25 protein-coding genes and 1 pseudogene are annotated in these 18,231 nt (G+C 61.6%); 15 read left to right on the forward strand and 11 right to left on the reverse strand.

Annotation, left to right across the window (positions count from 1 at the left end):
* Positions 1 to 21 precede the first annotated feature (21 nt).
* The 3 genes from N5C18_RS18980 (at position 22) to N5C18_RS18990 (ending at position 1,399) form a co-directional block, all read left to right on the forward strand.
* A complete protein-coding gene (locus tag N5C18_RS18980; RefSeq protein WP_049452609.1) occupies positions 22 to 297 on the forward strand; it encodes a hypothetical protein in 276 nt (91 codons plus the stop codon).
* 61 nt (positions 298 to 358) lie between these two features.
* Positions 359 to 832: a BLUF domain-containing protein gene (locus tag N5C18_RS18985; protein WP_279945415.1), complete on the forward strand. Its 474-nt coding sequence runs from the start codon at positions 359 to 361 to the stop codon at positions 830 to 832.
* 183 nt (positions 833 to 1,015) lie between these two features.
* Positions 1,016 to 1,399 (forward strand): hypothetical protein, encoded by a 384-nt coding sequence (locus tag N5C18_RS18990; protein ID WP_251101718.1) that lies wholly within the window; start codon positions 1,016 to 1,018, stop codon positions 1,397 to 1,399.
* 96 nt (positions 1,400 to 1,495) lie between these two features.
* Here the strand turns inward: N5C18_RS18990 and N5C18_RS18995 are convergent, their stop codons facing one another.
* On the reverse strand, positions 1,496 to 1,705 hold the full coding sequence (locus N5C18_RS18995) for a hypothetical protein (RefSeq protein ID WP_279945416.1): 210 nt from the start codon (positions 1,703 to 1,705) through the stop codon (positions 1,496 to 1,498).
* 105 nt (positions 1,706 to 1,810) lie between these two features.
* Between N5C18_RS18995 and N5C18_RS19000 the strand changes: the two are divergent.
* Positions 1,811 to 4,081, forward strand: a pseudogene (locus N5C18_RS19000) (methyl-accepting chemotaxis protein).
* 212 nt (positions 4,082 to 4,293) lie between these two features.
* On the opposite strand, the gene N5C18_RS19005 reads toward N5C18_RS19000, so the two are convergent.
* The 5 genes from N5C18_RS19005 to N5C18_RS22810 all read right to left on the reverse strand — a co-directional run bounded on the left by N5C18_RS19005 (position 4,294) and on the right by N5C18_RS22810 (position 6,531).
* Positions 4,294 to 4,572 (reverse strand): hypothetical protein, encoded by a 279-nt coding sequence (locus N5C18_RS19005; RefSeq protein ID WP_125892001.1) that lies wholly within the window; start codon positions 4,570 to 4,572, stop codon positions 4,294 to 4,296.
* A gap of 39 nt (positions 4,573 to 4,611) precedes the next feature.
* Positions 4,612 to 4,845, reverse strand: coding sequence for a hypothetical protein (locus N5C18_RS19010; RefSeq protein WP_032971135.1), 234 nt, complete (start codon positions 4,843 to 4,845; stop codon positions 4,612 to 4,614).
* A 117-nt stretch (positions 4,846 to 4,962) separates the two neighbouring features.
* Entirely contained in the window at positions 4,963 to 5,439 is a 477-nt protein-coding gene (locus N5C18_RS19015) for a chemotaxis protein CheW (protein ID WP_279945417.1), read from the reverse strand.
* A gap of 569 nt (positions 5,440 to 6,008) precedes the next feature.
* Positions 6,009 to 6,191, reverse strand: coding sequence for an EAL domain-containing protein (locus N5C18_RS22805; RefSeq protein ID WP_345782069.1), 183 nt, complete (start codon positions 6,189 to 6,191; stop codon positions 6,009 to 6,011).
* A complete protein-coding gene (locus N5C18_RS22810) occupies positions 6,154 to 6,531 on the reverse strand; it encodes an EAL domain-containing protein (RefSeq protein ID WP_345782070.1) in 378 nt (125 codons plus the stop codon). The genes N5C18_RS22805 and N5C18_RS22810 overlap by 38 nt, the downstream gene beginning before the upstream one ends.
* 113 nt (positions 6,532 to 6,644) lie before the next feature.
* On the opposite strand from N5C18_RS22810, the gene N5C18_RS19025 reads away from it, so the two are divergent.
* Both N5C18_RS19025 and N5C18_RS19030 read left to right on the forward strand, forming a co-directional pair.
* Complete coding sequence (locus N5C18_RS19025; protein ID WP_279945418.1) at positions 6,645 to 7,580, forward strand: PAS domain-containing hybrid sensor histidine kinase/response regulator; 936 nt, start codon at positions 6,645 to 6,647, stop codon at positions 7,578 to 7,580.
* A gap of 15 nt (positions 7,581 to 7,595) precedes the next feature.
* Entirely contained in the window at positions 7,596 to 8,024 is a 429-nt protein-coding gene (locus tag N5C18_RS19030; RefSeq protein ID WP_065427813.1) for a response regulator, read from the forward strand.
* On the opposite strand, the gene N5C18_RS19035 is transcribed toward N5C18_RS19030, so the two are convergent.
* Positions 7,988 to 8,509 (reverse strand): response regulator, encoded by a 522-nt coding sequence (locus tag N5C18_RS19035; RefSeq protein WP_061478936.1) that lies wholly within the window; start codon positions 8,507 to 8,509, stop codon positions 7,988 to 7,990. The two genes, N5C18_RS19030 and N5C18_RS19035, sit on opposite strands and share 37 nt — an antisense overlap.
* 1,049 nt (positions 8,510 to 9,558) lie before the next feature.
* Here N5C18_RS19035 and N5C18_RS19040 point away from each other — a divergent pair.
* The 3 genes from N5C18_RS19040 to N5C18_RS19050 all read left to right on the forward strand — a co-directional run bounded on the left by N5C18_RS19040 (position 9,559) and on the right by N5C18_RS19050 (position 11,226).
* Positions 9,559 to 9,792, forward strand: a complete 234-nt coding sequence (locus N5C18_RS19040) for a hypothetical protein (protein WP_279945419.1) — start codon at positions 9,559 to 9,561, stop codon at positions 9,790 to 9,792.
* A gap of 48 nt (positions 9,793 to 9,840) precedes the next feature.
* Positions 9,841 to 10,455 (forward strand): hypothetical protein, encoded by a 615-nt coding sequence (locus N5C18_RS19045; protein ID WP_032971128.1) that lies wholly within the window; start codon positions 9,841 to 9,843, stop codon positions 10,453 to 10,455.
* Positions 10,456 to 11,019: 564 nt separating this feature from the next.
* Positions 11,020 to 11,226, forward strand: coding sequence for a hypothetical protein (locus N5C18_RS19050; protein ID WP_153643642.1), 207 nt, complete (start codon positions 11,020 to 11,022; stop codon positions 11,224 to 11,226).
* A gap of 477 nt (positions 11,227 to 11,703) precedes the next feature.
* Here N5C18_RS19050 and N5C18_RS19055 read toward each other — a convergent pair whose 3' ends face one another.
* Positions 11,704 to 13,149, reverse strand: coding sequence for an EAL domain-containing protein (locus tag N5C18_RS19055; RefSeq protein ID WP_279945480.1), 1,446 nt, complete (start codon positions 13,147 to 13,149; stop codon positions 11,704 to 11,706).
* 241 nt (positions 13,150 to 13,390) lie between these two features.
* Between N5C18_RS19055 and N5C18_RS19060 the strand changes: the two genes are divergently transcribed.
* From N5C18_RS19060 to N5C18_RS19075, 4 genes are all read left to right on the forward strand, one after another.
* The gene (locus N5C18_RS19060) at positions 13,391 to 13,558 is read left to right on the forward strand and encodes a hypothetical protein (RefSeq protein ID WP_153643641.1); all 168 of its coding nucleotides are present in this window, start codon (positions 13,391 to 13,393) and stop codon (positions 13,556 to 13,558) included.
* 222 nt (positions 13,559 to 13,780) lie between these two features.
* The gene (locus N5C18_RS19065; protein ID WP_046272124.1) at positions 13,781 to 14,149 is read left to right on the forward strand and encodes a hypothetical protein; all 369 of its coding nucleotides are present in this window, start codon (positions 13,781 to 13,783) and stop codon (positions 14,147 to 14,149) included.
* The gene (locus N5C18_RS19070; protein WP_046272123.1) at positions 14,139 to 14,318 is read left to right on the forward strand and encodes a hypothetical protein; all 180 of its coding nucleotides are present in this window, start codon (positions 14,139 to 14,141) and stop codon (positions 14,316 to 14,318) included. The genes N5C18_RS19065 and N5C18_RS19070 overlap by 11 nt, the downstream gene beginning before the upstream one ends.
* Positions 14,315 to 14,512: a hypothetical protein gene (locus tag N5C18_RS19075; protein WP_046272122.1), complete on the forward strand. Its 198-nt coding sequence runs from the start codon at positions 14,315 to 14,317 to the stop codon at positions 14,510 to 14,512. The genes N5C18_RS19070 and N5C18_RS19075 overlap by 4 nt, the downstream gene beginning before the upstream one ends.
* Before the next feature lie 144 nt (positions 14,513 to 14,656).
* Here N5C18_RS19075 and N5C18_RS19080 read toward each other — a convergent pair whose 3' ends face one another.
* On the reverse strand, positions 14,657 to 15,763 hold the full coding sequence (locus tag N5C18_RS19080) for a hypothetical protein (RefSeq protein WP_139338754.1): 1,107 nt from the start codon (positions 15,761 to 15,763) through the stop codon (positions 14,657 to 14,659).
* 175 nt (positions 15,764 to 15,938) lie between these two features.
* Here N5C18_RS19080 and N5C18_RS19085 point away from each other — a divergent pair, with 175 nt between their 5' ends.
* Positions 15,939 to 16,538 (forward strand): uracil-DNA glycosylase family protein, encoded by a 600-nt coding sequence (locus N5C18_RS19085; protein ID WP_223224643.1) that lies wholly within the window; start codon positions 15,939 to 15,941, stop codon positions 16,536 to 16,538.
* Positions 16,539 to 16,635: 97 nt separating this feature from the next.
* The gene (locus tag N5C18_RS19090; protein WP_049429066.1) at positions 16,636 to 17,424 is read left to right on the forward strand and encodes a hypothetical protein; all 789 of its coding nucleotides are present in this window, start codon (positions 16,636 to 16,638) and stop codon (positions 17,422 to 17,424) included.
* On the opposite strand, the gene N5C18_RS19095 is transcribed toward N5C18_RS19090, so the two are convergent.
* Together N5C18_RS19095 and N5C18_RS19100 are read right to left on the reverse strand one after the other, a co-directional pair.
* Positions 17,421 to 17,717: a hypothetical protein gene (locus N5C18_RS19095; protein ID WP_139338755.1), complete on the reverse strand. Its 297-nt coding sequence runs from the start codon at positions 17,715 to 17,717 to the stop codon at positions 17,421 to 17,423. The two genes, N5C18_RS19090 and N5C18_RS19095, sit on opposite strands and share 4 nt — an antisense overlap.
* Before the next feature lie 96 nt (positions 17,718 to 17,813).
* Positions 17,814 to 18,197 (reverse strand): helix-turn-helix transcriptional regulator, encoded by a 384-nt coding sequence (locus tag N5C18_RS19100; protein ID WP_049402600.1) that lies wholly within the window; start codon positions 18,195 to 18,197, stop codon positions 17,814 to 17,816.
* Positions 18,198 to 18,231: the final 34 nt, after the last annotated feature.

The following is an 18,231-nucleotide window of genomic DNA, read 5'->3' on the forward strand; positions in this document are numbered from 1 at the left end:
GGCATTCGACAGGGGCATGCCATGCGGTTGGAATTTACTCACAGCCACATCTACCCAGGGGCCACCGCGTCCCTGACAGGCGAGCAGGCTGAACTGGGCGAGAGAACCACCTGCTTGGTCGAGCTCAGTGACGGCGTGGTCCTCTCGACCAGCTGTCTGATTCAAGGGGGGGAGATCATGCTATTCATGCCGGACTACCTGACCGCCCGTGGGGCAAAGATTCCGGCGAAGGACTGGGTGCTGCGGAAGGATCTGGAAACAGGCGCCTGGAAGGCAAAATCAAAGGTTGCCGTGTAGCACTTGTTGCTCTTCCCGACCCGTCAGGTTGTTGGGTCTGAAGCAATCTTAGGAGCGTGTCATGCCAAACCGTGCGGTGGTTTTTGTGAGTGAGGCCAGCCCCTACCTTAGCCTTGGGCGGCTGGCTGAGTTGATAGCCGACGCGGAGCGGTTCAACAGACAGGCCGGCGTGACCGGGGTGACCTTGTACGACGGGGCCCGGTTCCTGTCCTACCTGGAGGGTCCACCGGATGGCCTTCGCGTTGCCTACGCCAGGGCATCCGAAGCGCGCAGCCACCTGAACTTCATCGAGTTGGCACGCGGGCGTGTCTCGCAACGTCGGCTGCCGCGGTGGCCTATGCGGCTGTTTTTGGCCAAGGAGGGCCAGCTGCAGAGCATCGCGATGGCAGACTGGGCCAGCTTCTCTCAGCGGGGCGATGCGGACGCAATGAATGCAACGGCGATGGATCTCCTTGTGCGCTTCACGGGAGGGCCGTCTGCCTCCGTCTACGTGGGGCCCCTCTCGAAACCACTCAGCGAAGGGGAGGCGAAATGAACATCGTGGCGACTGGTCTGTCACCCGGCGGAAGGATGCTGGGAGCTCCTCTCGCGCTCCCGATGAAGCGTTGGCAAAGCTGAGCAGATTCCGTCTGCCGAAAGCAGAAGTCGTCCCAACTAGCTTGAACCAGCTGCTGACCGTGTGGAAAATTTGACCCGACCTTGTGGAACGGCAATCCACATGAACGTTCTCTTCGTGGACATTGAAACCTCCATCTGTGAGGTGGTTGGAGTCGAACTAAGAGAGCTCGGCTATGACGTCGAATGCTTGGAATTCAGCTCAGGAGCCTTGCGCGCAGCGCAAGCGGGGCACGTCGACGTCGTCATTCTGGATGTGCCCGCCAGCCCTGACGCCCGGCGCAGTGCATACAAGTTGGCAGACGAACTTCGGCGCGATGGCATCGCTTTCTTCTTTACCTCCACGCTTCATCCGAACGATGTGATCAGCCGGCACCGGGATCGGGGTGTTTTGTCCAAGCCCTACGGCGTCAAACAGATCGCTTCCTGGATCGAGGCGCTTGGCAAAGATTGCAGAGGCGAACCGGCAGGCGCGCACGTGCGCTAGCTGACTGGCAACATGCATCCGCCCTTTGGAGTGCATTGGACCGCAAGCCTTCCTCTTTACAGTGGATACGCTGGAAGCGAACGTCGCTGCTGCCCATCAATGCGCGCTACTTGCATCATCAGTAGCACTGTCGTTCAGCACCGTCACTTTCAAGACGGCGACCAGATCGTTGTCCTGCAGACAGCGTTCAAGAACTGGCTCCTGAAGACGTCGTTCGCCATTGGATTTCCCGACTCCAGCAATCGGCCGCTTTCTGATCGAGCGGAGCAGGCCAAGCGCGCTGTTGGCCACGGCGAGCGAGATCAAAGGCCACAGTTACCAGGAGGCCTTCGTCAGGTCTCCTTTCGCCGCGCTTATCTCCATTCATAGCGCGTTGAGTGCTTCAAGCCACGGCGACGCCGTGTTCTTCCTGTGCGCCGAAGAAGCCACGTCGGAAGCATCTCCAAAAGACTGATGCTGGCATTCGCCATAACGACCAGCATGACCTTGGCGTTGGGCATCTTCACTATTGTCCGCGCGTCACATTCGAAGCAGGAGTTGTCCAGGATTGAGTCCGTCTGGGCGCCTGGCAGCTATGCCATCGGAGAGATGCGTGCGCAGTTCGGCGATCTCCGCATCTACGAAACCTCCCAGGTCAGCGAAGCCACTTCCGCTGAGGCCGTCAAGCAATACGAACAGCGGATCGTGGCGGGCAAGGCCAAGATCAACGAGCTGGTGAAGCAATACCTGCGGTCCTTCGCCGATGGCGAAGATGCCGCGTTGTTCAAGCCGGTCAGCGCTGCGTTGAGCGATTACTTTGTCATCCACGATCAGCTTCACGCTGCGCTCCTCGCTGGCGATGCCGAGGCCGCGCAGACGATCTCGGTGACAGAATCCAGGGCAAAGCGCGTGGCGCTGTTCGACGCCATGGAGAAAGTCAGCGAATACAACCTTCGCGGCATGAAGGCTGAACTCGCAACCAACGCAGCAAGCCTCAACAACCTGATGTCGATCACAGGCTTGGTCTTGGCGGTGCTGTACTTGGTCGCAAGCGTGCTGGGGTGGGCGATCAGCCGTTCGGTCACCCGGCCCATTGGTGAGGCGTTGCCCGCTATCCGCAGCGTGGCCAATGGCGACCTCAACGTGCGAACCGACTACCAGAGCCGCGATGAGGCGCGCCAGATGCTGCTCTCCCTCCGTCAAATGGTTGCCACCTTGGAGCGTTTTTCGAACGACACCAAGGTCATGGTCAAGCTTCACGAGGCCGAAGACATCTCGCACCGGATTCCGGAGGACCTGCCCGGTGTCTACGGCGAGCTGGCCAAGGGCATGAACACAATGGTGTTCGAGCACCTTGAGGCCATCCTGGATGCCATCCAAGTGCTCAACGAGTATGCGGCCGGTGACCTGCGGCGTGACGCGCGACGCCTGCCCGGCTCCCGGGCGTGCTCCACGAATCGATGGACGCTGCCAAAGCAAGTCTGCTGGCGATCAACACGGAGATCAAGCGGTTGGCAGTGTCGGCTGCCGACGGCGACTTCTCCGCCCGCGGTAACACGTCTGCGTTCCAGCACGACTTTGAATTGATGGTTTCGGACCTCAACCGTCTGATGGAGACAGCTGACCACAGCCTCAGCGCCGTCTCCACCTTGCTTCAGGCCATGCCTCTGGCGACTTGACCCACCGCATGGAAGGCGACTTCCGCGGCGTCTTTGCGACGATGAGCGAAGACGCTAACGCGACCGTGGCTCAGCTGACCGATATCGTCTCCCGCATCCAGCAGGCATCCACGGCAATCAATACCGCGTCGACGGAAATTGCCGCGGGCAATGGCGACTTGTCGCGACGCACCGAACAACAAGCGGCCAACTTGGAAGAGACGGCGGCGTCCATGGAGGAGCTTACCTCCACCGTGCGCCAAAACGCCGAGCATGCACGCCAGGCCAGCGAGTTGGCCAGAGTGGGGCCTCGCGCGTGGCCGGGCAGGGCGGTGGAGTGGTCGGGAAAGTAGTGGAGACGATGGGGGGTATCGAAGCCTCGTCGCGCCGCATCGGGGACATCATCTCCGTGATCGATGGCATTGCTTTCCAGACCAACATCCTCGCACTCAATGCGGCCGTGGAGGCGGCTCGAGCCGGGGACCAGGGTCGAGGGTTCGCCGTGGTGGCCTCCGAGGTGCGCACGTTGGCACAGTGCTCTGCCTCTGCAGCCAAGGAGATCAAGGGGCTAATCGAGGACTCTGTGGCCAAGGTCGCTCAAGGATCGGCGCTGGTTGACCAGGCTGGCCAGACGATGTCTGAGATTGTCAGCTCGGTTGAGCGCGTGTCCAACGTCATTGGTGAGATATCTGCCGCCTCTCAGGAGCAGGCGTCGGGCATCGAGCAAGTGAACCAGGCTGTTTCTCAGATGGACGAAACGACCCAGCAGAACGCCGCGTTGGTGGAAGAAGCGACCGCCGCTGCCCGATCCATGGAAGACCAGTCGGTACAGCTGGCAACCGCCGTCGCGGTCTTCAAGGTGAATGAACGCGCGCAGGGAAAGACGCCAGCCACGGCCAGTGCAAGCTTGACCAAGCCAGGTGCTGTGGACGGCTCCCGCCTTTCTCAAACCGCCTACGCGGGCAAGCCAACCCCGCCGAAGGCATTGCCAGCTCGTCCCGCACGGCAGGTATCTGCGGACGCAGCGCACTGGCAGGAGTTCTAACCGCCCTTCCAAGGCCAGTGCGAACGCATGGTCGCTCGCAGGGCATGGTTGACCGAAGTTGCCGCTGAAGTCACCGTGGGTGAGGCCGCCTGGATGGCGGCCTCAGACCCGCAAGCGCGCCGAAAGCTCGGCGCCTTGCGCCGTGAGGCGGCGAGGCGGCAATGGCATTGGCCGAGGTTACGGCCGCCCGATGGCCGCTCCGCTTTGGCAGTTCAGCGGCTCGGAGACGGGGGAATGCCAGCCAATGGTTCCCTCAGGATGCCCAGCCATGGCTCGACGATCTCCTCGAACGCGAAGACATGGTCCCGGTGCTGGTCCATCCCTTGGAGGTAGTGCCGAATGCTGCGCTCAAACTCGTCTGCGACGTTGGCGTTGCCGGCGTTCGTGCGAAGCAGGAGCACTGTGGCCGCTTCCAGCGCCGCAACACGTATATGCATGCGATTCATTGCTTCTTGAAGACGCAAAAATGCGTCCCTGACCTCGTCGTTCACCAAGCCCTCCGCGAGCAGGCACATCAACACAGAAGAGGATCAGTGGCTGCTGCTTGAGCCCGGGATCGTCAGGCGAGCACGGTTGGCGGCGATCAAAAGGGCATTGCCAGTTCGCTCCGCTTGCGTCGGAGTCATCGTCGAGCCGCACATGGTCGAGTCACCGGCCGCGTTGCGAACTTGGTAAAGCCCGAGTGCAACCACTGCTGTTTCGGCGTCAATGCCGACTTCAAACCTGTCCAGTGGGAACCACGTTGCTCCGTCGAATTTCTCCATCGAGCGCCTCATGCACGGAATCGCGGTGTCAGCCAGAGATTACCGCAAAGCGTGGAACTTGGAACGCGCGCGAATCGGTTGCAACTGAAAGCGGCAGCACCGTGCAGCATTGGGCAATCAACCTGAATCGATCTCCAGCCGTTGCTGAATGGATAGGGCACGACGAGGGTCAATGACGGCGACGCGTTTGCCGTTTCCCAGCTGCACGCCCTGCGGGCAGAGCTCAGCGAATCGGTCGCTGTGAGCGGCAGGCTCGGCACGCCAGGCAGACAGGCTCTCGATGACCAAGACTTCGTCCACTGCAAGGGCGAACAGCTGAACCGCGGATTGAACCAACAGCATTGCTGGACAACCCGTCCCGACTGCATCGCCTCCGGTGATCAAGCCCAGATCAACCACAGGGACGTCTTGCCCTCTGATCGAGACTACAAACTGGCGGTCCCGGGTTCGGGTCAGCGTCTCTGGTCCGCGTATTTCCACGGCCGACTCGACATCCACACCGAACAAATCGCAGCCCACACGCACAATCACCAGCTCCAGCAATGGCTCTGATGAGGCCTGCAGAAATGGATCATAAGGCAGGGGAACGGTCATGGTTTCTGTGGGCAAAGACCAAAGGGCGATCGCATCATGCCCTTAATGTGTCCACCGTGGCAATTCATGCCCTAAGAAATCCGAGGCGTTCAGATTGGCAGGCCAAGGGCCTCACTCTGACAAGACCTGCCCGTCGTCCGAAGACGATGGGTTAGCGGTGGCTGTAGCGTTCGTGCCGGCCATTCGCTTCATGAACTCTTCCAACCTCATCCGGCTCACCGCTTGGTGGTTCTGGCAGTGTGGGCACACCATCACACCGGCGCCTTCCAAGTCCGTCAGGCCCTCGCCCGGTGCTAGCAGCGAGGTGAGACCACAGCTGCTACAAGTGGCCTCAACAGCATGCAGACGCGCCAGAGCGCCGTCGGAGGTCAGTTCTCCATTGACAAAGCGAAGCAAAATAAAAGCCGGTATTAGCCACGGGTAGGGTCCTGAAATAGGCCAGAGGCAGTCAGCGGCCTCAGCGATCTCGCAGACTTCCTGAAAGCGATACGCACGCTGCAGGATCCTTCCGCGTGCTTCCATCCGGGACGGTTCGTCGGCTGGAAGACCGAGTATCAAACTCCCTCGGGTCAGGGTGCAAGGAGCTCGGCCAACTCAATGGCGCTGATGGGTCTGGAAAGCGCGAAACCTTGAATTTCGTCACGCCCAAGGCCTTGAAGCTTGGCGACCTGACCGTTCGTCTCGGCTCCTTCAGCGACGGTCGAGTAGCCCAGATCATGGGCCAGACCGACGATCGCTTGGACCTTGAGCAATGCGCGTTGGTCTTCGGATATCGTCTATCAGCGACTTGTCGAGCTTGAGCGTGTGAATGGGCAACTCGGTCAGGTATCCGAAATTGCTGTAGCCGCTGCCGAAGTCATCCACCGCGAGCCGAATGCCTGACGAGGCCATCCGCTTGAGTTGCTCGCCCGGCAGCGAGTTGACCCGCAGCCATTCTCCCTCGGTGATATCGACCTCCACGTCCTGGCAATCCAACCCCTGCGCGTGGATTTTGGCCACGAGTTCATCGGCCATTCCTTGCCGCGCGACATTCCGAGCGGAGAGGTTGATGGAAAGGCTCAACGCAAGGCCAGCACGCTTCCATTGCGCCAATTGTGCCAATCCTAGGCGCAAAGCGAGCGGCCCCTGGGGTGGCCGCGGCCACCCAGTCGCGTTACTCAATCTCCCCCGATTGGCAGCAGGAGCAGATTTATCGCCAAGGGGACATGGCCGAGCTCAAGGCCACTGGGGGCAACTGGCGTCAACAGCTGATGCACGCCGAGGACAGGCCCGCGGTGGAATTGGCCATTGCTCATGCCCCGGAGTTGGCGTCGCCGTTGGAGGTAGAACACCGCGCCTTGTTGCCAGACGGCTCCGTCCGCTGGATCCAGGTGCGGGCAGTCCCGTTGATGGACAGCGAAGGCAACGTCAGCGAGTGGTTCGGTGCAGCCTCCGGCATCACCGATCGCCGCGTGGCTCAAGAGCGTTTGCAGCAGTTGACCGCAACGCTTGAAGAGCGGGTGCAGGCCGGGACTGACGAACTGATGGCGATGGAGGAACGGCTGAGACAGGGCCAGAAGATGGAGTCCCCCGGCCAACTGGCCAGCGGCATTGCCCACGACTTCAACAACATGCTCACCGGGGTCTCCATGGGCTTGGAGCTGTTGGAGATGCGCGTTGGCCAAGGCCGTTTGGAGGACCTGGGTCGCTACGTGGAGATGGCTCGAACGGGGGCCGACCGAGCTGCAGCGTTAACCCAACGACTGTTGGCGTTCTTTCGCCGGCAGACGTTGGCACCGTCGGCCATCCACGTGTCGGCCATGGTGAACAGGACGCTCCACATCCTGGCCCGCTCCATCGGGCCCTCCATTGAGATCGAGACGCGGTCGGATCAAGTGGAGGACGTCGTGCGGGTGGATGCTCCGCAGCTGGAAAACGCCCTTCTCAACCTTTGCGTCAACGAGCGCGATGCGACGCCGGATGGAGGGCGCATCTCGATTGAGGCCGAGCTCTCACACGTCGATGGCGGACTGGCGGAGCGTTTGGTGCTGACGCCTGGACCCTATGTTCGCTTGTCGGTCCGAGACACGGGAACCGGCATGGACGCGAGCGTTGTTGAAAAGGTGTTCGAGCCCTTCTTCACGACCAAGCCGATCGGGTAGGGCACGGGGTGGGGCTTGCCGATCTACGTATTCACGCGCCAATCCGGCGGTCAGGTGGCGGTTGACTCCATCCCTGGGGTGGGAACCACGATGCACCTTTATTTGCCGCAAAGCACGGCTGATACCGATGACCGAATCCAAGAAACGCCCGCGCTTCCCCCAGCCACGTCGCCTGGTCGCTCGGTCCTTCTGGTAGAAGACGAGACCGCCATGCGCACGCTGGTGAAAGAGGTGCTGAGCAGTTTGGGCCACCGCGTGAAGGCGGCTGCAAACGGCAGCGACGCCCTCACTGTGCATGCCAGCGAAAAGCACTTTGATTTGCTGATTACGGACGTGGGCCTGACGGGCTCGCTCAATGGGCGGCAGGTGGCGGACGCGGGCCGGCAGCGCCGTCCGACACGCCGGTGTTATTCATCACCGGCTATGCAGCAAGCGTCGCGGTAGGAGCCGGCCAGCTTGAGTCTGGCATGGAGATACTCACCAAGCCGTTCGCCGCGGGGGAGTTGGAAAGAAGAGTGACCGAGTTGTTGCTGGAAGCCGTCAAAGCGTCGAACGAACCGTTCCCAGCAACTCCAGCAGCGTGAAAGCTTCTTGAGCAGCATAACGTCGTTTTCGAGGAAGTGTGGGTCTGCGCCGGAAACGCCCCCGTGACCGGTGACCAGCAGGACCGTCACGGAAGGGTGGCGTGCCATGGCGTGCTTGGCGAGATCGTGCCCGTTCATCCCCGGCAGGCCCACGTCGGAGATGAGGAGATCGAAGGCGGGTTGCTGCGCCAAGCGCTCCACAGCCGCTTCAGCGTCTCCGACCGCAGTGATGTCATAGCCGCTGTCTTTGAGAACGTCCTGCATCGATTCGCGGATGGCGACGTCGTGCTCTACAAGAAGGATGCGAGGGTACGAGAGGCAGTCATAGCAAACCTGGTTGATCAAAAATTCGAGGAATCATGCAGGACTGGGAGTAAAGCGCTGGTGCATCCCTGTGATGACGGCAATCACGGGAAGGCGAGGGCGCCGTCGCGCCTTGACGCGGTTTTGCCGCGAGGGCTGGATACTCAATCCCCACCCCTCCCGCCTGGACACTCCCACTATGGCCCGATCCGCCCCCGATTTGCCGGCAGCGTCGCCCCACGCCCTTCGCGTCGAAATCATGCCGCTGGAGTGCGGTGATACCGCGGTGATCGTCGAATTTGAATCCGAACCGCCCGCGTCGTGGCGAGCTCTTCTGACGAAGAAGTTGGCAGACGTGGAGGGGCTTGAGCTGGCATCCGCCCAGTTTGAGGGGCGGGTTCTCTACGTGCTGGGTGCGGAGGGGGGTAGGGGAGGAAGCGTCCACAGGGTGAGTCAATTGTTGCGGTCTCTTCCCGGACGTCCTGGGGGCTCAAACCTGCTGGATGAGCCTGTGAGCCGGGGCGTCCCGGGGCCGGAGCAGGCTCTAGCGACGCACGCCTGAGCGCGTTGTTCAAAAGACGAGTTAAACGCCCGGCCGGAAGATAGGCCGAGCTCGGTTCGATGGCGCTAGCATCGCAGATTGATCACGCAAGGCAGCTATGTACGTTGAGGTATACCACCGGGTGGGATTTTGGGCCCGGATCACCGGGGCGGAAGGTTGGCGCTGGCGGCTGGTGGCGCCACGCGGGCATGTTTTGATGGCTCCCCGGGAGACGTTCGCCAGTCGGCAGGCGTGCTTGGCGGCCTTGGCTCTGCTGCAGATCGGGCCCATTTCAGCGGTGGAGTCGGCCGGAGATGCCCCGAACGCGGTGGGCGCGGCCCCCTCACTATGTCCCGCCCTTTCAACGCCATGACGGCCACCCCAGGTTGGGCCGGTCACGGTCACATCGCCGGCATCCAATGAGGACTGGGTCTGATCCATCGGGGGGCATTTCGCTTGAGTGTGACTCCCCGCGTCGCAGGAAGGCGATCAGTTGAGGCCAGCGGCGTTCGCGTGCACACTGCTTTTGAACAGTCAGGGTTCGAGGGCCATGGGTACTTCCAAGCCGGGCAAAGATTTCGAACGGGTCACCTTGTCGGTGGGAGAGCACGTTTACACCTCCGAGATCTGGCGGCTCAGTGAAAGCCGTTGGGTTCTTCTCGCTGTCGAGGTCCACGGCGTGGGAGGGCGCTCGGATTTGGGCATCAAAGCGTCGTCGTGCCTCCATGCGTTGGACGCGGGAGAGCGGATTGCGTCTGAGATTCTCAACAACCCCTATGGCTGAATTGGCGTTGGAAGGTTCAATCGACTGAATGGATCCCAAGGACGGCAGATGAGCATTTTGAACGTGTTGCTGAGTGCCGATCACTTGGCTGTGACCGTCGATACCCTTGCGCAAGATGCTCAAACCGGGGCGCACTCAGAGGGCGCCAAGTTGCTTCTGCTGCCTCAGCACAACGCCGTCTTGGCCACGCGTGGGTCGGCCCAGTTCTTCCTAAGAATCTACGAGCTCTGTCTCCAAGCCAGTTTTCGAGCAGACTTCACGATAGAGCGGCTGTCCGGCGAGCTTGGCGGCGTGATTGATCGCCTCTGGCCAAACTACGTGAGCGCGGCGGCAGCCGCTGGCATACCCATCAGCGCTATGCACACCGAGTTGGTTTTGGGCGGCTGGTCGGCGCACGCCCAGCGCATGGTTGCCACCGCTTATGCAAAGTCCGAAGATGGCCGTCCCGCCGTGGTCCAAGCGCTGGTGGGAGGCTTGGCGTCGCCAGGAGAGCCCTTGCGGAATCAGCCAGCAGGCATGGGACGGGCGGAGTTGATGGCAGCAGGACGCTTGCAAGCCGCTTACCTCAACGGCGACAGCGAGCGGCCATTAGCGGGCGGTCGTCTGTTGGCAGCAATTCTCTCAAAGGGCCAAGCAACCGTTCTCGATCTGGGAGGTCTCTAGGGGGCAGGGCAAAGCGTCGATTTGCTCGGCCACGGACCTCAGTCCATGACGCAAGCCAAGCAGAAAGTCCGCATTGGAGCGTTGGCTGGGGAGGCACATGGATGTCGACGATCATGGGCATCAGGTGGGCCCATGCAAGGCGCACCGCGGTGGGATTGGCAGAACTGGCCACCAAAGCCCTGACCGCATACTCCAAGGCATTGGTTTCGCCCTCAGCGTTGGGCAGGCGCCTCTCGCACTCGCTCAGGCGGAGCTCCAACTTGACCAACGCCTCCGTCTCAGCCTTGTGCATACCCCTCCTCCATTGGCTGGCCACCGAATCGCGGTCTGGCAGCAGGGTGGCCCCAAGCTCAAGCGTTGGAAACCGGTGAGCGTTCCGCTTGACTGCACCGTCAATCGGCCCTTTCGGGCCAGCACACAGCGGTCCACTCTTCAATCAAGACTCGCCATGCGCGGGTGGTTAGGTTGGGGGCAAAGCTTTTCCAACCTCGCGCGTGCCACCGCCTAGCGGTTGTCACAGAGCGGGCAAGTGAGCACGGCGGCGCCGTCCAAGTCCAGCAGGCCATGCCCTGGAACCAATCGCAGTTGGCGGCCGCATTCCAGACAAGCGCAACTGATCCGCGTGACCTGCAAGAGCGAGCCGTCGGCCCGCCGCACACCCTCAACCTGATCGATGAAGAAACGTCCAATGTTGGGCATGAAGATGAACAAAAAGCTGAACAGAGCGGAATGCATATGATGCACCGCGACAACCCCACCGGAACCAGATGAGACAATTGGATTCTGAAGAATTCATCTACGGGGTCGTCCGCGCAGTCCGCACGCCAGATACCGCTGTCCGATCCCTCTATTGCCGTCGCAGGAGCATGATAAAGAGGCGGGCTGCACGGCGACAGCCTTAGGCACAGGGAAGTAACCGAGCGGCGCTGTTGGAAAGCGCTGAGCCAGTTCGTTAACCAGCAAAAGGTCAGACCGGCGGCCAGTCGGTTGCGACCACTGCTGAGGGTGTGTGTCGCGCGTTGCCCTAAAGAGGCCGCCTGCTAGGGGGGCCGATCACGACGATGCCCTGAACTGCCGGGGCGTCACCTAGGGGAGGGGGAGTCACCCCGTTGGGTTCGGCGGCGCCAACTGGGGTCAGCGCCATAGCGGAGATTTTCACGATTGTCGCGTCCATCGGACGCACGGACATCTTGCTAGGGCGAACGTCAAGCGCCAGTGAACGCGCTCGGGTCGACCCGTGCGCGAGGGCTACCCAACTTGGATGGCGGCAAGCGCGTCTTTGGTTGAGAGAGGGCAGCCATAGTGCCACCCTTGGCCAATAGCCTCTGGAGCAATCCGGTAGAGCAGCAAATCTTGCGCCTCTGATTCGACGCCTTCTGCGATGACATCCAGCCCAAGCTCACGTGCGATGCGATACATCCCTGGCAAAACGGGCCGCAGGGGGGAGTCCTCGTTGATAGCGGCCACGAACATGCGATCGATCTTGATTCCTCGAAACGGCGATTGGGCGAGGCGGGAGAAGTTGGCGCTGCCGGTCCCGAAGTCGTCGATCAAGAACCGGTATCCCAGAACTGAGAGGGCCTGCATGTTGCTCTTTGCGGCAGCGGACACGAGTTCTTCCCGCTCGGTGATCTCGATGCGAATTTGCTCTGGCAACACGCCAAAATCGTTGGTGACGCTGCCGATGTAGCGAACGACGCACTCTTGGGCCATGTCCACGGGCTCGGCATTGATGCTTACGTAGAGGTTCCTATGCTCCCTCAGCGCGGGGGCGAGATCATTCATGGCACGGGCCAGCACGTATCGAAAAAGATCAGGACTCAGGCCGAATCGGTGGGCGATGGGCACGAAGATGGCCGGCGGGATTTCATCGTCTCCCGGCGGGCGCCAGCGGCTGAGCGCTTCAAATCCCACGAGCTCCCGCGTGCCAATTCGACGCAGTGGCTGGTAGGCCAGTTCGATCTCGCTGCGCTTCAGTGCAAGCACCAACCGTTGCTGGATGGTTTGCCGAGCCGTGATTTGGTGTTTGATCAGCAAGAACGCGAGCAAAAGCCCTACCGAGGCACCCGCTGACAGGATGGTGGTGAGCAACGCCGAGGGCAGGTCGGACACCACGTGCCTAGGGCTGGTAACGAACGCGCAAACGTCGGCCACCCGGCTGCAATGTTGAGCTTGGACGAGAGACGGGGTGCCGACGCGGCTGGTCGGGGACAAGGTGCGGAATGTAAACGATCGGTCCTTCGTTTCGATGCTGATGGAGCTGCTGCGCGCAGGGTCCAAGCTCTCGAAGGCAGACGGGGAGGACACGGTGAATGTGTCGCCTTGGGCGATCAGATTGGACCCGGTGTAGGGGGAGCCAACGAGATCCGATGCGTGCCAAAGCCGGACAGCGCCGCTGGAGAAGCGTGGGGCGGGGAGGGTGTAGGGGCGCGAGCGCCCCCAGAGAGCGCTGCAGACAAGGCGTCCGTCTCGGATGCGACCGATGTCGTTCATGTAGCTGGAGCGGAACGCGATCTCTTTCAGTGAGTCAATGTCGGTGGCGGAGCAAGGCGGCTGTCCAATGCGAGAGGCTTGTTCGGCCGCGACGCGCCTTGCAAGGGATAAAGCCTCCGAGCGCGTCACCGCGGCTTCCGCCACTGCCTCCGCCCCTTCCTTGTCACGCACGTAGAGGATGGCTTGGGCGACCGCGAGCATCGCCAAGACGCACACCGCCGTGGCTCCTATTACGGTCAAGACGTAGCGAAGCCGATTTTCTCGAACGCTCAAAGCAACCCCCGATCTGAAACGCGCCATCGCTTCGCTTGGCTTCTCGCCTCATTTACCTTGTTACAGGTTTATCGGCAAGCTTTCCATGAACTTCAGCCCCAGCTCCACTGGCTTGCAAGCCTTGATCGAACAACCATGCATCTGCGTGTGAACTGTACAGCAGCAGGCCGTGAGCCCGGCGATCGCCAGCATGGCCACCCAGGACCTGCTGGTGGCAGCGCAGCTCCAGGCTCGATACCTCAACGCCAGCATGGGGCGGACCGTCGCCGGCGGACGGTTGCTATTGGGCTTTTTGAAGCCTGGCCAGGCGGTGGTCAAAGACTTGGGCCCGATTTAGCCCTGCCAATTTGGTCACTCGGACCGTTCAACGCAATGCCCCAGTCGAGCGCCGGCTGACGGGCAAGTGCAGCCGCGCCTGCAGCGTGATTGGGCTTTTCTCCCAATTTTTAGCTTTAGTCAAAATAACCCCCTTGTGGGTTTCGCGTGCCGGTGTATCCCAAACGTATGGCGTTCGCGATGCGTGCGTCTGACACCGACCAACGAAACGAAAGGGGGGAAGATGTTCATTGGATTCAGACTGACGACGCGGCTTGTCGTCAACGCCGTGGTTGTCCTGGTGCTGGCGCGATTGCTGTTTATGGGCATGGACGGCTTGGACCGGTTTTCCGACACGTGGAACCGCACCTTTGGGGCGAGCATGCCCAACGCCAGCGGGTTGCGCGGCGCCGTCAACGGCGCACGCCAGGTTGTCCCGTCTGGGTTGGACGAGTATGCGCGCCAGGCCGAACGGGACGCGGCCCAAAGCACCTCGCTGATGGACGTGTTTGCCAGCGTGTTCGGACGCGTGAAAAACGAGGAGGTCATGTTGCCCTCCACCATCAATTCCGCTGGAGGGGAGGGCTCGATCTATGACCGCTATGACCATTGATTTTGAGTGGCTGTCCATCCTCTCCGGGTGGTCCTTGCTCAACGACAGCGCGGCGCTGCTGCGCACCCCCGGCCAACGCTGGGCGGGCTTGGAGGGATTGCTCATCGGCTACGGCCTCATCGCTGGACAGTGGTTCGTCCTGGCCACCATGGCAGGGGCGCTGGCATGACCACCGTGGGCGCGGTGTTGGCCGCCGTCCTGGCTGCAGCGTTCCTGGCCACCGTGTTGGGCCTGGCTGGCATCTTCTGGGTCAATGCACGGCACGCCAGCGGGGCGCTTCGTGTGCGTTACCGCTTGCGTGCCCAAATCCTGGCTGGGCTAGTGCTGGCGTGGGTGCTCACCCTGGCGAGGCTGTCCACGTGAGCCGGCCACCTTACGTGCAGATGGCCGTTCGCGTGCCACAGGAGCTGAAAGACCGGCTGGAACAGGCGGCAGCCCGGGAGGGGCTGCATGTCAGCGAGATGGTTCGCTTGTTGCTTTGTGAGGGATTGGCGCGCCGTGCGGCGATCAACGGGCAGGGGTCTTCACGATCCGGTGGTTTCGCAGCGGCCGAATAAAGTTGGCCGGTGTGGACTTGTCCAACGGTTGGGCGCGCACTTGGTATTGCCCGCTCTCGCACAAGCGCAACAGCTCAGCTTCGTCGTGGATCTCGCGCTGGCCATCCTTGGTGTTGCCCATTTTGGCCACCCGGAACGCCACGTTTCCCGTGTCTCGGTCCCTCATCCGCACCGGGACGATCACCCTTCCATCGTGGCGAACCAGGTGGAAGGCTCGGGCAAAACGGTCGCCGTTGGACGCCCTAGCTGGTGAAATCGGGTCAGGCGGCGTGGCACGCTGGATCGGTGCCGGTGCCGGTGCCGGTGCCGGTGCCGGGCGAGGCGGAGCTGAGAGGGGCTGCGCTGGGGCCTTGTGACCCAACGCTTGGCGCGCCAGCTGCTTCTTGCGGCCCGGTTCGGTGGCGGTGTCACCGTCGATCCAGGCTTGAAAGGTCCCGTTGGCCGGGCTGGGGTGCGACGCAAACACCCATGTCCGGCGTTGGGCGCTGAAGGCTACCTCGTTGATTTCTCGGAAGTCGTTGAATTGCTGGCGCATGAGCGCCTTGACCCCCTTCATGTAGGCATCGGTGGTCCCCAACAAGACCACGCGCTCCACACTGTCAGGCAACGGGTCCAGGTGGCGTGCCACGCATGTTTTCATGGCTTCCAAAGGCAACGACGAACGAATGGCCTTGGGCATGATGGTGCCACTGCTGACCAGCTTGCCGTTGTCCATCACCGACAACCCGCAGCGCACCAAGGAGGCGGCGCCCATGTGGCGGCTTTCGGCGGTCAGGGCGTCGTTGATCGTTTGCCCACCCAGATCGATCCCAAGCTCGTGCAACACGGCTGCGAGGCGAGGGCGCATAGCACCCGCGAATGCGACCCCATCGAAGCTCCCGTGTTGGGCGGCGGCAATTTGGGTGGCCCCCTTGGAAAACCCCAGGACCAAGGTTTTAGGGACGCTGGTTCCCCAGTAGCCGGGATTGGCACGGAGGTGCCAGCCTCCCTCTACACGCACATCAAGTCCTGGTGCATGGCATGCGCGGCACGCCTGCCAGCCGTGGTGAGTTGTCATGGGGCCTCCGCATGATCCTTGAAGGCCCATACAGTTAAAGCACGTGCGAGCGGTATGCAAGAGCTTTCTGTCGGCTAAATGTGGCGGAAAAATGGGATGGCATGGGATGGCGTGCAATAGCTGCATGGCAGCACGGTGTGGAGTAGCCTGACACCATCATACGAAGGTCAATGGCATGGATGATCCGGCTGAGTTGAACATGGAAGCGTGGCCGGCTGAGGTGGCCTTCGTGCCCTACGTCGGCCGCGGCTACTGGAAGGGAGTTGAAGGGCGCCGCGTCTTGCTACTGGGCGAGTCCCACTACCGGGAGGCTGGGTGGACCGACGATCCCGTCGTCACTCGTCCTTTCACCCGTGAAACGTTTGGCGACATGCAGACTTGCAACAGGAAAGGCGGTGGCAAGTTCTTTGATGAGCTGGATCGCCTGCTGACTGATCAAAGCAGCCCAAATGTTGTGGATGCCGCCCACGCCTGGCAGCACGTTGCATTTTGCAACTTGTCCCAGCGCTTTGCCGGCACGAGAGCTGGACACCGCCCGTCAGGAACCGACTTCAGTCAAGGCGGGAAGTGGTTGGTAGAGGTGATCCTCCCTCTGCTCCGGCCAGAGGTGATCCTGGTGCTCGGCCGCACCGCTTGGCGAATGTTCGATCACGGGAAGCGGTCGGACCAGCCTACCTTCCATGCTCGCCATGCGAACTCAGAGGGCAGGAGGCGGCGCTATCTGGAGGAGCGCCACGTATGGTCTCTCGATTATGGCAACGGGGGGCGTGGATGACTTGGGTCTACCATCCATCTTGGAACGTAGATTGCTGGGAAGATCGTGCCGCAGCTCTGAGGCATCTTTTGAAATACGCGAATGAAGGGCAAAGGATATGACGCACAATTCGTTGAAGGATGCGATCCGCGATGCGCTGGAGCCGCGTGCTGCCACGCGGCAGCCCACGGCGTTGGACATCGCACAGGAGGCCAGAGAGGCCAAGGCCAGCCTGGAATCGAACATGTCCTGCATGGCCCGCATCACTGTTCCCGCCGGCAGCGAGCGTCACCGGGTGGCTTTCCAACTGTTGAGGGCCTCGATGGACTACGGGCGTGCGTTGCTGTTCCTGTTGGAAACCCATCCCATCGATCTTCCAGCGGTGGCCTTGGCAATGCACCGCTCCCAGATTGAGCAATTCCTGCGCGCGGTGTTTGTCCAGTTCCTTGCCGACGACGAACAGCTGGCGGACTTTCTCCAGGAAGATCGGGGCCCTCGAAGGAAAAACGAGAAAGGAAAGTGGGTGGCTATTGCCCTCAAAGACCTGGCCGCGGACGTGGAGCAGGCCATTGCACGCATCGGGCAGGACGATGAGCCTCAGAAGCTGGCTCGGACGGTGACCAATTCGTGGGACCCTCTTTGCGGGCTGGTCCATGGCGGGAAGGCCATTCGCGTGATGTATCAAGATCCCAATGGACAGATCGGAGCGCACGTGCCGGCGGCCATTCTGTTTCAGACCACCGTCAACGCGGTGGCCACCACCAACTTGTGCGTCATTGCAGCACTGACGGCGGTTGGGGTTGGGGCCTTTGAGGAAAGCCCCGTTGTTGAGCAGTGCGCCAGCGGGATGTTGCACTACATGCAACGGAGGAAAGCCCGCATGGAAGAGCTGGCCTGGCCGCCTTAAAGGACCGGACGCGTATTGTCGCGCCGCTCTGTATCCCCACCAACGATCGCTGGCAGGGAGAGTTGCAATCGGAGGTCTGCGAATCCTCGGTTTAGGCGGCGTGCCTTCTGTCCAAGGGATTCCCAGGTTGAGTCTGCGGCGTCGAATGGAGGCTTTTCGTTGAGGATCAGCTGGGCCGATGCCTTGAATCTCTCAAGAAGTGCTGCTTCATGCCCCGGTGGGTCCAGTTCAACGCGGTTGCGGGCCTCCGCTGCGTTGAGCTCCAGCATGTTCAGTTCGATCAGCGCGGCCATGGCAATGGCGGACCGGGTGGGCTCCGTCCTATTGCGGCGGCAGAGGTGGGTGATCCATGTCCACATGGGGTCGATTCGTCCTTGTTCGCCGATGTCCTAGTCCTTGGTGGGCGACAACACTTGTTCGATGAGTGCGTTGCGCTTCTTCGACGGCAGCTCACCCAAAGCGCCCAGCAGTTCGGCAAAACGTTCCTGCTGAGCCGCGCTCTGCTCCCCCAAAGCCAAGATCGCATCGGCCATCGCCGGGCTGGTCGCCAAGAGATAGGCCGGGGGCACTTCCAAGGCCTGGGCCAGCTCGAAGAGGGCTTCCAGGCTGATCGACATGCCCTCGGATTCATACCGAGAGATGCGGGCCGACGCTGCGTCCTTGTCCATCCCCATCCGCACTCCGACCTCGCGTTGGCTAAGGCCCCGCAGGACGCGGGCTTGGCGCAAACGCGCGGCCACCACGGCTCGGGGAGCGGGCGGGGCAGAGGTCACTGGCTGAACGGATGCAATGCAGGCATGCGGACAG

The sequence above is a fragment of the Stenotrophomonas sp. GD03930 genome (assembly GCF_029839665.1).
Taxonomy (GTDB): domain Bacteria; phylum Pseudomonadota; class Gammaproteobacteria; order Xanthomonadales; family Xanthomonadaceae; genus Stenotrophomonas; species Stenotrophomonas forensis.